Annotated in this window: 13 protein-coding genes; 8 read left to right on the top strand and 5 right to left on the bottom strand. The window is 65.6% G+C overall.

The window, feature by feature from the left end; genetic code table 11:
* Positions 1-2 precede the first annotated feature (2 nt).
* The 3 genes from C2847_RS02420 to aceB form a co-directional block, all read right to left on the bottom strand.
* Positions 3-1,052: an FAD-binding oxidoreductase gene (locus C2847_RS02420; RefSeq protein WP_105316901.1), complete on the bottom strand. Its 1,050-nt coding sequence runs from the start codon at positions 1,050-1,052 to the stop codon at positions 3-5.
* Positions 1,045-2,448, bottom strand: coding sequence for an FAD-linked oxidase C-terminal domain-containing protein (locus tag C2847_RS02415; protein WP_105316900.1), 1,404 nt, complete (start codon positions 2,446-2,448; stop codon positions 1,045-1,047). Before C2847_RS02415 ends, C2847_RS02420 begins: the two co-directional genes overlap by 8 nt.
* Before the next feature lie 177 nt (positions 2,449-2,625).
* A complete protein-coding gene (gene aceB / locus C2847_RS02410) occupies positions 2,626-4,188 on the bottom strand; it encodes a malate synthase A (protein ID WP_105316899.1) in 1,563 nt (520 codons plus the stop codon).
* 98 nt (positions 4,189-4,286) lie between these two features.
* Here aceB and C2847_RS02405 point away from each other — a divergent pair, with 98 nt between their 5' ends.
* Genes C2847_RS02405 through C2847_RS02390 form a run of 4 tightly spaced genes read left to right on the top strand, consistent with a single transcriptional unit; the run spans position 4,287 to position 8,031 of the window.
* The gene (locus C2847_RS02405; RefSeq protein ID WP_164835611.1) at positions 4,287-5,045 is read left to right on the top strand and encodes an IclR family transcriptional regulator; all 759 of its coding nucleotides are present in this window, start codon (positions 4,287-4,289) and stop codon (positions 5,043-5,045) included.
* Between the two features lie 41 nt (positions 5,046-5,086).
* A complete protein-coding gene (hspR, locus tag C2847_RS02400; protein WP_105316897.1) occupies positions 5,087-5,785 on the top strand; it encodes a heat shock protein transcriptional repressor HspR, fused homodimer type in 699 nt (232 codons plus the stop codon).
* Complete coding sequence (locus C2847_RS02395) at positions 5,782-7,095, top strand: dipeptidase (protein WP_105316896.1); 1,314 nt, start codon at positions 5,782-5,784, stop codon at positions 7,093-7,095. Before hspR ends, C2847_RS02395 begins: the two co-directional genes overlap by 4 nt.
* A gap of 6 nt (positions 7,096-7,101) precedes the next feature.
* Positions 7,102-8,031: a bile acid:sodium symporter gene (locus C2847_RS02390; protein ID WP_105316895.1), complete on the top strand. Its 930-nt coding sequence runs from the start codon at positions 7,102-7,104 to the stop codon at positions 8,029-8,031.
* Here the strand turns inward: C2847_RS02390 and C2847_RS02385 are convergent.
* Both C2847_RS02385 and C2847_RS02375 read right to left on the bottom strand, forming a co-directional pair.
* Positions 7,984-8,754, bottom strand: coding sequence for a 2-phosphosulfolactate phosphatase (locus C2847_RS02385; protein WP_105316894.1), 771 nt, complete (start codon positions 8,752-8,754; stop codon positions 7,984-7,986). The genes C2847_RS02390 and C2847_RS02385 overlap by 48 nt on opposite strands.
* Before the next feature lie 24 nt (positions 8,755-8,778).
* On the bottom strand, positions 8,779-9,429 hold the full coding sequence (locus tag C2847_RS02375) for a Crp/Fnr family transcriptional regulator (RefSeq protein WP_105316893.1): 651 nt from the start codon (positions 9,427-9,429) through the stop codon (positions 8,779-8,781).
* 48 nt (positions 9,430-9,477) lie between these two features.
* Here C2847_RS02375 and C2847_RS02370 point away from each other — a divergent pair, with 48 nt between their 5' ends.
* The 4 genes from C2847_RS02370 to C2847_RS02355 all read left to right on the top strand — a co-directional run bounded on the left by C2847_RS02370 (position 9,478) and on the right by C2847_RS02355 (position 12,742).
* The gene (locus tag C2847_RS02370; protein WP_105316892.1) at positions 9,478-10,107 is read left to right on the top strand and encodes an ABC transporter ATP-binding protein; all 630 of its coding nucleotides are present in this window, start codon (positions 9,478-9,480) and stop codon (positions 10,105-10,107) included.
* Between the two features lie 11 nt (positions 10,108-10,118).
* On the top strand, positions 10,119-10,826 hold the full coding sequence (locus C2847_RS02365; RefSeq protein ID WP_105316891.1) for a phosphorylase family protein: 708 nt from the start codon (positions 10,119-10,121) through the stop codon (positions 10,824-10,826).
* A 1-nt stretch (position 10,827) separates the two neighbouring features.
* On the top strand, positions 10,828-11,649 hold the full coding sequence (locus tag C2847_RS02360; RefSeq protein WP_105316890.1) for an enoyl-CoA hydratase/isomerase family protein: 822 nt from the start codon (positions 10,828-10,830) through the stop codon (positions 11,647-11,649).
* 217 nt (positions 11,650-11,866) lie between these two features.
* The gene (locus tag C2847_RS02355) at positions 11,867-12,742 is read left to right on the top strand and encodes a phosphohydrolase (protein WP_105316889.1); all 876 of its coding nucleotides are present in this window, start codon (positions 11,867-11,869) and stop codon (positions 12,740-12,742) included.
* Positions 12,743-12,806 lie beyond the last annotated feature (64 nt).

Below are 12,806 nucleotides of genomic sequence, written 5' to 3'. Positions count from 1 at the left end.
TCTCACCCTAAGGGAAAACGACCCTTTGGGTCCAGGGCCCTTTTGATGGGGGCGAAGAAGGCTTCCGGTGGAGGAGGGTAAAGGGGTTGATCCGCCTTGCCTCTCAACACCAGGTGGGGGATGGCCCTTTCCCTAAGGGCCTGGAGTCCTTCGGGGTCTAGGCCCGCATAGAGAAGCTCTCCCCCAGCCAGGTAGCGCCTGGGTCCTAAGGGAAGGCCTTCCAGTAGGGGGATGAGGTCCGGACGGGAAGGCACCTTTACCCAGATGGGGCTTTCCTTCAGGAAGGCCAGGTTCTTTACCCCTTCCCAATGGGCCTCGTCCTCCCGGAGCACCTCCCCTTCCCTTTGCAGGAGGTCTTGGAGCCGCTGGATCCGTTTTTCCAGGCTCTCGGGGAATCCCCCCAGCCGTATTTCCAAGGTGGCTGGAGGCACCAGGTCTAAGGCGAGGAGATCCAAGGGCAGGGTCCTGAGGCCCTCGAGGGCCGCCAGGGCTTCTTCCGCCTTGGCAAAGCCCACCTTCAGGCTTCGGGTGGCCCGGGGATAGGGAAAGACCTTAAAGGAAAGCTCCACCATGACCCCGAAGGCTCCCAGGGAACCCACCATAAGGCGGTGGAAAGGGAAGCCAGCGGCGTTTTTCACCACCTTGCCTCCGCCCCGCACCACCCTTCCTTCCCCGTCCACGAAGCGCACCCCCAGGATGAAGTCCCTCAGGCCCCCAAACCGCTCCCGCATGGGTCCGGAAAGCCCTGCCGCCACCGTGCCGCCTAAGGTGGCCCCCTGCTCTACCAGGGGTGGGTGGAAGGGCAGGTACTGGCCGTGGGCCCGTAGGGTTTCCTCTATCTCCTTAAGGGGTGTGCCGGCATAGGCGGTGAAGACGAACTCCTCAGGGGCATACTCCAGGATGCCCCTGAGGCCCGAAAGATCCAGGAGGGTCTCCCCGTCCTTGGGGGTGGAGAGGGCCGGCTTGCTCCCGCCCCCCTTGGGGCGCAGGCGGGGATAGGTGCGCACGGCTTCCCGTACTTCTTCCAGAGAGTTGGCGCGAACCTCAGGCATGCACCTCTCCTAGATGCGGGCCTTGCCCGTGGCCGGGTAGCACCTTGCCCCGGTTGGCGAGGCCTTTAGAGTCCAGGGCCTCCTTTACCCGCTCCATGGCCAGGAGGTCTTCCGGGGCAAACATCTTGGGCATGTACTCCTTCTTCTCCACCCCGATGCCGTGTTCCCCGGTCAAGGACCCCCCCAGGCGCACGCAAAGCTTGAGGATTTCCCCCGCCAGCTCCTCGGCCCGCTCCAGCTCCCCGGGTTTTTTGCCGTCGTAGAGGACCAAGGGGTGAAGGTTTCCGTCCCCGGCGTGGAAGACGTTGGCCACCCTGAGGCCGTATTCCTGGGAAAGCCTTCCGATCTCCTTCAGGGCCTCCCCCAGGCGGCTTCGGGGCACTACCCCATCCTGAACGATGTAATCGGGGGAAAGCCTTCCCACGGCGCTGAAGGCAGCCTTGCGCCCCTTCCAGATGGCCTGGCGCTGGGCCTCGCTTTGGGCGATGCGCACCTCCAAGGCCCTGCTTTCTTTAATCACCTGGGCCAGGAGTTTGGCTTCCTCCTCCACCTCCTCCTTGGGGCCTTCCAGCTCCACGATGAGGAGGGCCTCCACCCGGGGGTAGCCGGCCTTCACCGCTGCCTCGGCGGCCTCTATGGCCAAGCGGTCCATGATCTCCATGGCCCCGGGGAGGAGCCCGCTTCGGATCACCTGGCTCACGGCGTTGCCGGCGGCCTCGAGGCTCTCGTAGGCGGCCAGAAGGGTGTGGTAGGCCTCGGGTTTGGGGAGGAGCCTTAAGGTGATCTCCAGGGCTACCCCCAAAAGCCCCTCGGTGCCCACAAAAAAGCCGTGGAGGTCGGGGCCTACACTCTCCAGGCCTTCCCCGCCCAGGCGCACCACCTCCCCTTGAGGGGTGACCACCTCGAGGGCCAGCACGTGGCCTGCCGTCATCCCGTACTTCAGGCAGTGGGCCCCGCCGGAGTTGAAGGCCACGTTCCCGCCAATGGTGGAGATGGGCTGGCTGGAGGGATCGGGGGCGTAATAGAGGCCAAAAGGGGCTGCCTGCCGGGAAACCTCCAGGTTCACCACCCCAGGCTCCACCACCGCGATCCGGGCCTTGGGGTCCAGGCGCAGGATGCGGTTCATGCGGTTGAGGGCGATGACCAAGCCCCCCTCCACGGGCAAGGAGCCCCCCGAGAGGCTGGTGCCGCTTCCCCGGGCCACAAAGGGCACCCCGTGGCGGTAGCACAGGCGCACCGCTTCCACCACCTCCTCCTTCCGCTCGGGAAGCACCACAGCTAGGGGACGCTTGCGGTAGGCGGTGAGGGCGTCGGACTCGTAAGGGGCTAGCTCCGCCTCCTTGGTGAGGAGCCTTCCCGGGGGGAAGAGGGCCCTAAGCTCTTCCAGGAACCCCATTGCCACCTCCTATCCCACTTTACCGGAAGGGGTGGGTGGCCTGCCCCACCCCTTCCTAAGTACCCCGTCGTGGCTTGCGCCACAACGGGGACCCCAAAAAGGCCACGGGCAAGCCGCTTCTGCTTTTGCCAATGGAGCACCCTTCGTGCACGAGCACTTAGCCCGGATTTTTTGGTTTCAGTCCAGGTAATCGTAGGCCACCAGGGTCAGGAACTCGATGAACTCCTCCGAGAGGACCAGCTTGTCCAGGATCTCCTCGGCCTCCTTATAGCGGCCAACCTCCCGTCCTCCCAGCTTGGCGAGCTCCTCTTCCTTGATCTTTTGGTAAAGCTCGGCACTGACCGTGCGGCCGTCCTCCAAGGTGGCCTGCCGGTGCACCCATTGCCAAAGCTGCGCCCGGCTGATCTCCGCGGTGGCGGCATCCTCCATGAGGTTGAAGATGGCGGCGGCCCCGTTGCCGAGAAGCCACTGGTTCAGGTACTGGAGGGCCACGGAGATGTTGTTGCGAAGGCCTACCTCCGTCACCTTGCCCCCCGGGACCTCAAAGTTCAGGAGGTCCTCCGCCCTCACCTGCACGTCCTCCCGCTTCACGTGCTTCTGGTGGGGCCTCTCCCCCAGGTGGCGGTCGAAGACCTCCATGGCCACGGGCACCAGGTCGGGGTGGGCCACCCAGGTGCCGTCAAAGCCCTGGGAGGCTTCCCTCTCCTTGTCGGCCCGCACCTGCTCCAGTGCCCTTTCGTTCACCTCGGGGTCCTTGCGGCTTGGGATGAAGGCGGACATGCCGCCGATGGCGTGGGCCCCGTGGAGGTGGCAGGACCGGACCAAAAGCTCGGTGTAGGCCTTCATGAAGGGCACGGTCATGGTCACCTGGGCCCGGTCGGGGAAGATGGGGGCGGTGGTGGCGAACTTCTTGATGCAGCTGAAGATGTAGTCCCAGCGGCCGGCATTTAGCCCGGCGGCGTGCTCCTTAAGCTCGTAGAGGATCTCCTCCATTTCGAAGGCCGCCAGGATGGTTTCGATGAGCACCGTGGCTCGGATGGTGCCTCGGGGGATGCCCAGGTAGTCCTGGGCGAAGTGGAAGACCTCGTTCCAAAGCCGGGCTTCCAGGTGGCTTTCCAGCTTGGGCAGGTAGAAGTAGGGCCCGCTACCCCGCCTTACGAGCTCGTGGGCGTTGTGGAAGAAGTAGAGGCCGAAGTCGAAGAGGCTTGCGGAGATGGGCTCCCCGTCCACCAGGACGTGCTTCTCCACCAGGTGCCAGCCCCGGGGCCGGACCACCAGGGTAGCCACCTTTTCCTTCAGCTTGTACTCCTTCCCCTCGGGGCTTACAAAGTCGATCTGGCGGCGGACGGCGTCATAGAGGTTCTTCTGCCCCTGGATCACGTTGTCCCAGGTGGGGGAGAGGGCGTCTTCAAAATCCGCCATGAAGACCTTGGCCCCGGAGTTCAGGGCGTTGATGATCATCTTTCGGTCCACAGGGCCGGTGATCTCCACCCGGCGGTCCAAAAGGTCGGGTGGGGCCTCCGCCACCTGCCAGGACCCGCCCCTCACGAAGGCGGTTTCCTCGGGAAAGTCCGGCTTTTCCCCGGCCTTGTACCTTTCCCAGAGGGTTTTCCTGCGCTCCAAAAGTGCCTTGCGCACGGGGTTGAACTCCCGGTGCAGGGCCACCACGAACCTCAGGGCCTCTTCCGTGAGCACCTCCCCTAAGAGGGGATGGTCTTTGAGGATTTCCACGCCCTTCATGGTGGTTTGAGCCTAAGGGAAGGGGTGAGGATTTGTCAAGAAGCAAAATGATTTTTTGTTACTTGAAAAACAACCCAGCGGGTGCTAGCCTGAGGCCTATGCCACGCCCCAGGAGGAAAGGAGCCGGGGAGGTGAAGACCTTGGAGCGGGGCCTGAGCGTCCTCGAGGCCCTGGCGGAGCTTAAGGAGGCGGGGCTTTCCCCCCTGGCAGAGCGGACGGGGCTTACCAAGAGCACCCTTTACCGCCTTCTCCAGACTTTGGTCCGCCACGGCTTCGTGGAGGAGGAAAGGGGAGTGTACCGGGTGGGGCCCAAGGCCTTTGCCGTGGGCCAGGTTTATCCCAGGCAGAACCTGCTTCTTGCGGCGCATCCGGAGATGGAGGCCCTGGCGGCGGAAACGGGGGAGAGCGTGAACCTGGCGGTGCTGGCGGGAAGGGAGGCCCTTTATCTGGACCAAGCGGAGGGGGCCAGATTGGTCCGGCTCTTCACCGCCCCAGGCTCCCGGGCTCCCCTGCACGCCACGGGGGTGGGGAAGGTGCTTCTTGCCTTCCGGGGCATTCCCGAGGGGCTTTCCCTGGTGCCCTATACTCCCTTTACCCTGACCCGTCTCGAGGACCTGAAGCGGGAGCTGGAAACCGTGCGCCGGAAGGGCTACGCCCTGGACAACGAGGAGAGGGAGCTAGGGGTGCGCTGTGTGGCCGCTCCCGTCTTCGGCCCCGGGGGAGAGGTGGTGGCCGCCCTGTCCCTCTCCGCTCCCGCCAGCCGCCTTTCCCTGGAGGAGGCCCACCGCCTGGCTCCCCGGGTGGTGGAGGCGGCCAGGAAAGCTTCCTTGCGCCTAGGTTTTGTGCCCGCTTTATAATAGTATTGGTTAGGAGGGTTTAGCGGAGGGAGCTAAAGGCCATGGACAAGGACCGTCCCGTGTACGTGATCTCGGTGGCGGCGGAGCTATTGGAGATGCACCCCCAGACCCTTAGGCTTTATGAGCGGAAGGGTTTGATCAAGCCGAAGCGGTCGGGTGGGAAGACCCGGCTTTACTCGGAGCGGGACATTGAGAGGCTCCGGGAGATCCGCCGCCTGACGCAGGAGCTGGGGGTGAACCTGGCGGGGGTGGAGGAGATCATGCGGCTTCGCTCGGAGCTGGAGGCCCTGCAGGCCCGCTTTGAGGCCGAGGTGGCCCGGCTGAAGGAGGAGATCGGGGCCCGCTTTGAGGAGCTGGAACGCCCGGCCCTTCCCCCTCCTGGGGCCACGGCCAAGCCCTCCCCCAAGGACCGTCCCGTGTACGGGATCTCGGTGGCGGCGGAGCTATTGGAGATGCACCCCCAGACCCTTAGGCTTTATGAGCGGAAGGGTTTGATCAAGCCGAAGCGGTCGGGTGGGAAGACCCGGCTTTACTCGGAGCGGGACATTGAGAGGCTCCGGGAGATCCGCCGCCTGACGCAGGAGCTGGGGGTGAACCTGGCGGGGGTGGAGGAGATCATGCGGCTTCGCTCGGAGCTGGAGGCCCTGCAGGCCCGCTTTGAGGCCGAGGTGGCCCGGCTGAGGCTCCTTCTTCTGGAGGAGGGCAAGACCCTGCCCGAGGGGAGTAGCATGGGGGCGTGAGTGCGCTAGAGCCCCTTTTGGAGTTCCTGTCCATCCCCTCCGTATCCACCGACCCGGCCCACAAGGAAGACGTTCGCAAGGCGGCCCTCTGGCTTGCGGAGAGGCTAAGGGAGCGGGGTTTCCGCACGGAGCTCCACGAGACTCCGCGGCATCCCATCCTCTACGCCGAGCGCCTCCTGGATCCCAAGGCCCCCACCGTCCTGGTCTACGGGCACTACGACGTCCAGCCCCCGGATCCCCTGGAGCTGTGGGAAACCCCCCCTTTCGCCCCCACGGTGCGGGAGGGAAGGGTCTACGCCCGAGGGGCCTCCGACGACAAGGGGCAGGTTTGGGCCCATGTGGCGGCCCTCGAGGACCTGCCCGCCCGGGTGAACGTGAAGTTCCTGGTGGAGGGGGAGGAGGAGATCGGAAGCCCGAGCCTTCTGCCCTTCGTGCGGGAGCACCGGGAGAAGCTCCAAGCCGACGTGGTCCTCATCTCCGATGGCGCCATGTTCGCTCCCCTCACCCCCACCCTCACCTATGGCCTAAGGGGCCTGGCCTATTTGGAGGTGCGCCTGAAGGGGGCCCGGCGGGACCTCCACTCCGGAAGTTTCGGCGGCGTGGCTCCGAACCCCATCCAGGCCGTGGGGTGGATTCTTTCCAAGCTAAAGGACGAGAAAACCGGGAGGATCCTGGTTCCCGGCCTTTACGACCGGGTGCGACCGGTTTCGGAGGAGGAGAAAAGGCTTTGGCCCCCCTTGGACGAGGAGGCCTTGAGACGGGAGCTCGGGGTGGAGGTGCTGCCCGGGGAGGAGGGCTATAGCCCCCTGGAGAGGCTTTGGACCCGGCCCACCCTGGACCTCAACGGCATCTGGGGAGGGTATCAGGGGGAGGGCTCCAAGACGGTGATCCCTGCCGAGGCGGGCTTCAAGGTTTCCCTGCGCCTAGTGCCGGACCAGGATCCTGAGGAGGTGGCCAGCCAAGTGGAGGCCTACCTGCGGGGGATCTGCCCGCCCGGTTACACCATGGAAATCCTTCGCCTCCACGGGGGCAGGCCGGTCCTCACCGATCCCTTCAGCCCCCCTATGCGCCTTATGGCCAAGGCCCTCGAGGAGGTCTGGGGCAGGCCCCCCGTGTACACCCGGGAGGGAGGGACCATCCCGGTGGTGGCGGAGCTTCAGGATGCCCTTCGTGCGCCCGTGGTCCTCCTGGGCCTGGGGCTTCCCGACGACAACCTCCACGCTCCCAACGAGAAGTTTGACCTGGTGAACCTGGAGAAGGGCATCGCTACCCTAAGGCGCTTCTACCAGCTTTTGGCCCAAGGGGGCTAGGCGCGGGTGGAAAGCCTCTGGGAACGGCACCAGCTTCCCCTCTACCTGGGGGCGGCCTTGTTGGGGGCGGGGCTGGGGTTTGGGCTTCCCGGCCTTGCCCCCTGGGGAGAGGGCTTTCTTTGGCCTGCCCTGGCGGTTCTCCTCTTCTTCACCTTCCTCCAGGTGCCCTTCCGTATCCTGCGCCAGGCCTTCCGCGACCGGACCTTTTTCCTAGCGGCGGTGGTGGGAAACTTCCTTCTGGTACCCCTTTTGGTCTACGGCCTCCTCCCGCTTCTGCCCCAGGACCCGGGGCTCCGCCTGGGGGTGGCCTTGGTTCTCCTGGTGCCCTGCACCGATTGGTTTCTGGCCTTTAGCTACCTGGGCCGGGGGGATATGGCCAGAGCCCTGGTCCTGACGCCCCTGAACCTCCTCCTGCAACTCGCCCTTCTGCCCCTTTACCTTCTCTTGTTCTTCGGGGAGGCGCTATCGGCCTACCACCCGGACCCAGCCACCCTGGTGGGGGCGGGGTTGGTGGTCCTCCTGCCCCTTTTCCTGGCCTTCTGGGTTCAGGGCCGCCCCTGGGGAAAGGCGCTGGCGTCCCGGACCGCCTACTGGCCCGTGCCCCTTCTCACCCTGGTGGTCTTCCTGGTGGCCCTGGGGCATGCGGGCCTTCTACCGGGGCTTTGGGGGCATCTTCTCCTCTTGTTTGGGGTTTTCCTCCTCTACTTGGCGTGGGCCTTGGGGCTCTCCCTTTTCCTGGCCCGGATTTTCCGCCTTCCCGCCAAGGCGGGAAGAACCTTGGCCTTCAGCCTGGGCACCCGGAACTCCTTTTTGGTGCTCCCCTTAAGCCTGGCCGTACCCGAGGCGGACCTCGCTCCCTTGGTCATCGTGTTCCAGTCCCTGATGGAGCTACTGGGGATGGTCTTTTTCGTGCGCCTGGTTCCCCGGCTCCTTTAGGGTTCCTGGGAGGGCCCGCTTGAAGATGAGGGCCTCCCCCACCCGGCCCGTGAGGATGGGGACCACGGCGCTTTTGGCCACCTGGGCGCAGAAGGGCACATCGGCCTCGAGGCCCACACCCTTCAGGGCGGTGGCGGCGGCGGAGAGGGAAAGGGCCTCCAAGGGGTCCTGGTAGTTCCGCTTCACCGCCAAAGCGATCCTGGCCCCATCCTCAGGCTCCACCTCCCCCAGGAGGCCCAGGTACTCCGCCAGGACCCCGGCGGTGTAGAGGTCGTCCAGGCCCACCCGCCCCTCCTTGCCGGCGGCCAGAATGGCCACCTCCTCCGTGGCCAGCTCCCGGGCCAGGCGGGCTGCGGCGTGGGCGTTGAAGAGGGAGGCCAGAAGCACGTGCTTGGCGGTCCTGGCGGCCACATGGGCGGCCTTGGTGCCGTTGGTGGTGCTCATCACCACGGTCTTGCCGCCCACGGGGGCCTCGAGGGCCTCCCGGGGGGAGTTCCCCAGGTCAAACCCCGGGGGCTTTAACCCCCCCACCTCCCCCGCCAGGAGGACGTCGGCATCCTTGAAGGCCCGGGCGGCCTCGAGGCTTGGGACCCAGTACAGGGCCTCTGCCCCCGCCTCCAGGAAGGCGACGGCCGTGGTGGTGGAGCGGATCACGTCCACCACCAACACCACATCGGGGTAGACCAGCTCCTCCGTGGGGAGAACATCCACCTTCAAGCGCATGGAAGGTCCTCCGACTCGGTTTCTTCAAACCAGGCCAAAGGCCACCTCCTCCAAAAGCCTGGGGTCCACCACCTCCACCACCCCTGAAAAAAGCCGCAGGACGCCTTGGTCTTTGAGCTCGTGGAGGACCCGGGTGGTGGTTTCCCGACTCACCCCGGCCAGGGCCGCCAGGTCCTGGTGGCGCAGCTGGAACTGAGGCCCATATCCTTGGCGAAGGAGCTTTAAGAGGGCGTAGGCTACCCGGCTTCTCGCCTCCTCAAAAGCCAGAAGGTCCAGCTCCAGGTTGAGTTCCCGCAGGCGGCGGGCCAGGATGCGGGCCAGGTTGTGGGCGAAGAGGGGCAGGCGGCGGATGAGTCCGAGGTAGGCTTCCCGGTAGAGGGCGAGAAGCAGGGTTTCCTCCTCCGCCAGGGCGCTGGCGCTCCGTTCCCCCCCGTCCAAAAGGCTCATCTCCCCAAAGACCTCCCCGGGCCCCAGGAACCCCAGGATCTTCTCCTGGCCCCCCAGGTGGGTGCGGTAGAGGCGCACCCGGCCCTCCTCCACCAGGTAAAGGGCCTGGCCTAGATCCCCCTGGTGGAAGATGGCTTTGCCCTTGGGGTAGGTCAGGGGCTGGAAGTAGGAGCGGGCCAGGCGGGTTTCCTCCGGGCCCATATCCTGGAAAAGAGGGGATGCCGACATCGGCCTTACTCTAACCGAGGCTTCATCTTTTGCCTAGAGGATGAGAGGGTGAACCCGGTCTTGGAGGCCATAGACCTGGGATTCTCCTACGGGAACGGCTATCTTTTCCGGGGGGTTTCCTTTAGGCTTTGCCCTGGGGAGTCCCTGGCCATCCTGGGGCCCTCGGGAAGCGGCAAGACCACCCTCCTCCACCTCCTGGCGGGCCTTCTTTCCCTGCAGGAGGGCGAGGTGTACTGGGAGGGAATCCCCATCCGGGGCCTTCCCGAGGGGGTTTTGGCCAGGAGGCGGCTTCGCTTTATGGGCCTTGTCTTCCAGCACCACTTTCTTTTCCCCGAGCTCACCGCCTTGGAAAACGTCCTAGCCCCCGGCTACCTGGCGGGTCGGGTGGACCGGGCCTTTGCCCTTGGGCTCCTTGCCCGGCTGGGCCTTAGGGAAAGGGCGGACTTCCTGCCCCAGAGGCTTTCGGGTGGGGAGCGGCAGCGGGTGGCGGTGGCCCGGGCCCTGTACCTCCGCCCCAGGCTTCTTTTGGCCGATGAGCCCACGGCCAGCCTGGACCGCACCCAGGCCAGGGAGGTGCTCAGGCTCATGCGGGAGTTGGCCAGGGAGGTGGGGGCGGCCCTTCTTTTCTCCACCCACGACGAGGCCCTGGTGGAAGGGCTTCCCGCCTTGCGGCTTTAAAATGGGGCGGTATGAGTCCCATCCACGTGCGGGGCAAGAAGGGAGAGGTGGCGGAGAGGGTGCTTCTGCCCGGGGATCCGGGCCGGGCGGAGTGGATCGCCACCACCTTCCTCGAGGAACCCAGGCTCTACACCTCCTACCGGGGCCTTCTGGGCTTCACCGGCCGGTACCGGGGGGTGCCGGTTTCCGTGCAGACCACGGGCATGGGAGCCCCTTCGGCCAGCATCGTGGCCGAGGAGCTGGTGAGCCTGGGGGCCAGGGTTCTTCTCCGGGTGGGCACCTGTGGGGCGGTGGACGAGGGCCTTTCCCCCGGGGACCTGGTGATCGCCCAAGGGGCGGTGCCCCTGGACGGGGCTACCCGGCAGTACCTGGAAGGCCGTCCCTATGCTCCCGTGCCCGACGCCGAGCTCTTCCGTGCCCTTTGGAAGCAGGCGGAGCAAAGAGGCTACCCCCACCATGTGGGCCTGGTGGCCACCGAGGATGCCTTCTACGCCACCACCCCCGAGGGGGCGAGGGCCTGGGCTCAGTTTGGCCTGCTGGCCTTTGAGATGGAGGCCAGCGCCCTCTTCCTCCTGGGTAAGATGCGGAAGGTGCGGGCGGGGGCCATCCTCACGGTTTCCAACCGCATCGGCGACCCGGAGCTTGCTCCGCCTGAGGTTTTGCAAGAGGGCGTAAGGCGGATGGTGGAGGTGGCCCTCGAGGCCCTTTTGGAGGTGTAGCATGGCCCACGAGCACGAACACGAGCACGAGTTCATCCTGGAGATCCCCGAGTTTGAGCACCTCTCCTACGAGGTGGAGGAGGGCATCGCCCTGGTTACCCTAAGGCGTCCTGAAGCCTTAAACGCCCTTTCCCAGGACCTCCTCAGGGAGCTGGCCGAGGTGGCCGAGGTGATCCATCAGGATCCCGAGGTCCGGGTGGCCATCTTCACCGGGGAGGGCAAGGCCTTCGCCGCCGGGGCGGATCTCAAGGAGATCGCCGCCCTGAAGGATCCCTTCATGGCCCGGGAGTATGCCCTTTTGGGGCAGCAGGTCTTCGCCGAGATCGCCGCCTTGCCCCTTCCCACCATCGCCGCCATCAACGGGTATGCCCTGGGAGGAGGGCTGGAGCTGGCCTTGGCCTGCGACCTGAGGGTGGCCTCCAAGGAGGCCAAGCTGGGCCTGCCCGAGGTGGGGCTGGGCTTGATCCCGGGCTTTGGCGGCACCCAGAGGCTTCCCCGCCTCATCGGGCGGGGCCGGGCCTTGGACCTCATCTTCACCGGGCGGCATGTGTCCGCCGAGGAGGCCTTAAGCCTGGGCCTGGTGAACCGGGTGGGGGAGGATGCCCTGGAGGAGGCCAAGAAGCTGGCCCAGAAGATCATGAAGAATGCGCCCATCGCCCTGGCCCTGGCCAAGGAAAGCGTGGTGCGGGGCGAGGGGCTGGACCTGGCGGAGGCCCTGGAGATCGAGGCCGACCTTTTCGGCTATGCCTCCGCCACGGAGGACATGAAGGAGGGGGTTCGGGCTTTCCTGGAAAAGCGGGCACCTAATTTCAAGGGGGAGTAATACCACCCCACCCTGGCTTGCGCCAGGGTGGGGACCCCGGAAAACGCCTTGGGGTGGCCGAGAACTCGGTGTAGCTCAGGAAAGGATATACGGAAAGTTATAAGAGCGAGCCCTTTCCCTTGGGGAGGGGGCTTGGCCGGACCCTCTGCCTTCTTTTAGGGCATGGGGGTGTGGGTGGGCGTGGCCATCCGGGGTGTGGTGTAATGTAGAGGTGCCCATGACGGGAGAGCGCGTTGTCCACGTTGCCAGCCCCAAGGCCAAGCTGTACGCCGAGGCTGACCAGTCCATTCGCGAGCGCCTAAGGGCCTTTCCCAAGGCCCTTAAGGCCTACGAGCTCCTCATCCAAGACCCCGAGGCCAGGGCTGGGTGGAACATGGCCAATTACATCACCATGCGCAAGCTGGGCTACAACGACCACGGCCGGGTCCACGCCCTCCTCACCGGGGCGGCCAGCGTGGCCATCCTGGCCCTCTTGGCCGAGGCAGGGGTGCGCCTGGACACGGTGGAGTCAGGGGCCGGGGAGCTGGAGGATGCCTACGTGGTGGTCCTCCTTTCCACCATGCTCCACGACCTGGGCAACCAGGTGCACCGGGACCATCACGAGGCCTTTGGCGTTACCCTGTCCCTGCCCATCCTGAACCGGATCCTGGAGAAGATCTACCCGGATCCCGAGCAACGCACCGCCCTTAGGGCCCTCATCCTCCACGGCATCTATAGCCATGACCTTTCCCCGGAGCCCTTAACCATTGAGGCAGGGGTCACCGCCGTGGCCGACGGCACCGACATCACCAAGGGCCGGGGGCGGAAGGCCTTCGCCCTGGGGAGCATCGACATCCACTCCATAAGCGCCCTGGCGGTGGACGAGGTGCGCATCCTGAAAGGGGAAAAGGTGCCCGTGGAGATCCAGGTGACCATGAACAACTCCGCGGGCATCTTCCAGGTGGAGGAAACCCTCACCAAGAAGGTGCTCCGTAGCCCCTTAAGGCCCTACGTGAGCGTGGTGGCCATGACCGAGGGGAACGGGGGCCAGGACCAGCGCATCGTCCACCGGGTGCGCCTTCACGAAAGCGAGGACCGCTTCGTGCTGGACTGACTCAAAACTTGCACCTCCCGAATACCCTGCATAAACACCCCCTTCCCCCCGCAGGCGGGGGCCA

Origin of the sequence: Thermus tenuipuniceus, from assembly GCF_002964845.1 — a bacterium.
Lineage (GTDB): Bacteria > Deinococcota > Deinococci > Deinococcales > Thermaceae > Thermus > Thermus tenuipuniceus.
Note: the sequence above shows the minus strand (reverse complement) of the source record. Positions and strands in the feature narration are given on the sequence as shown.

What these genes read in the sequence shown, in the direction of transcription:
- aceB (WP_105316899.1), bottom strand. Translation starts at nt 4,188, where the DNA reads ATGAAGGGCGTGGAAATCCTCAAAGACCATCCCCTCTTAGGGGAGGTG.
- C2847_RS02420 (WP_105316901.1), bottom strand. Translation starts at nt 1,052, where the DNA reads ATGCCTGAGGTTCGCGCCAACTCTCTGGAAGAAGTACGGGAAGCCGTG.
- hspR (WP_105316897.1), top strand. Translation starts at nt 5,087, where the DNA reads ATGGACAAGGACCGTCCCGTGTACGTGATCTCGGTGGCGGCGGAGCTA.
- C2847_RS02360 (WP_105316890.1), top strand. Translation starts at nt 10,828, where the DNA reads ATGGCCCACGAGCACGAACACGAGCACGAGTTCATCCTGGAGATCCCC.
- C2847_RS02385 (WP_105316894.1), bottom strand. Translation starts at nt 8,754, where the DNA reads ATGCGCTTGAAGGTGGATGTTCTCCCCACGGAGGAGCTGGTCTACCCC.
- C2847_RS02355 (WP_105316889.1), top strand. Translation starts at nt 11,867, where the DNA reads ATGACGGGAGAGCGCGTTGTCCACGTTGCCAGCCCCAAGGCCAAGCTG.
- C2847_RS02365 (WP_105316891.1), top strand. Translation starts at nt 10,119, where the DNA reads ATGAGTCCCATCCACGTGCGGGGCAAGAAGGGAGAGGTGGCGGAGAGG.
- C2847_RS02405 (WP_164835611.1), top strand. Translation starts at nt 4,287, where the DNA reads ATGCCACGCCCCAGGAGGAAAGGAGCCGGGGAGGTGAAGACCTTGGAG.
- C2847_RS02375 (WP_105316893.1), bottom strand. Translation starts at nt 9,429, where the DNA reads ATGTCGGCATCCCCTCTTTTCCAGGATATGGGCCCGGAGGAAACCCGC.
- C2847_RS02415 (WP_105316900.1), bottom strand. Translation starts at nt 2,448, where the DNA reads ATGGGGTTCCTGGAAGAGCTTAGGGCCCTCTTCCCCCCGGGAAGGCTC.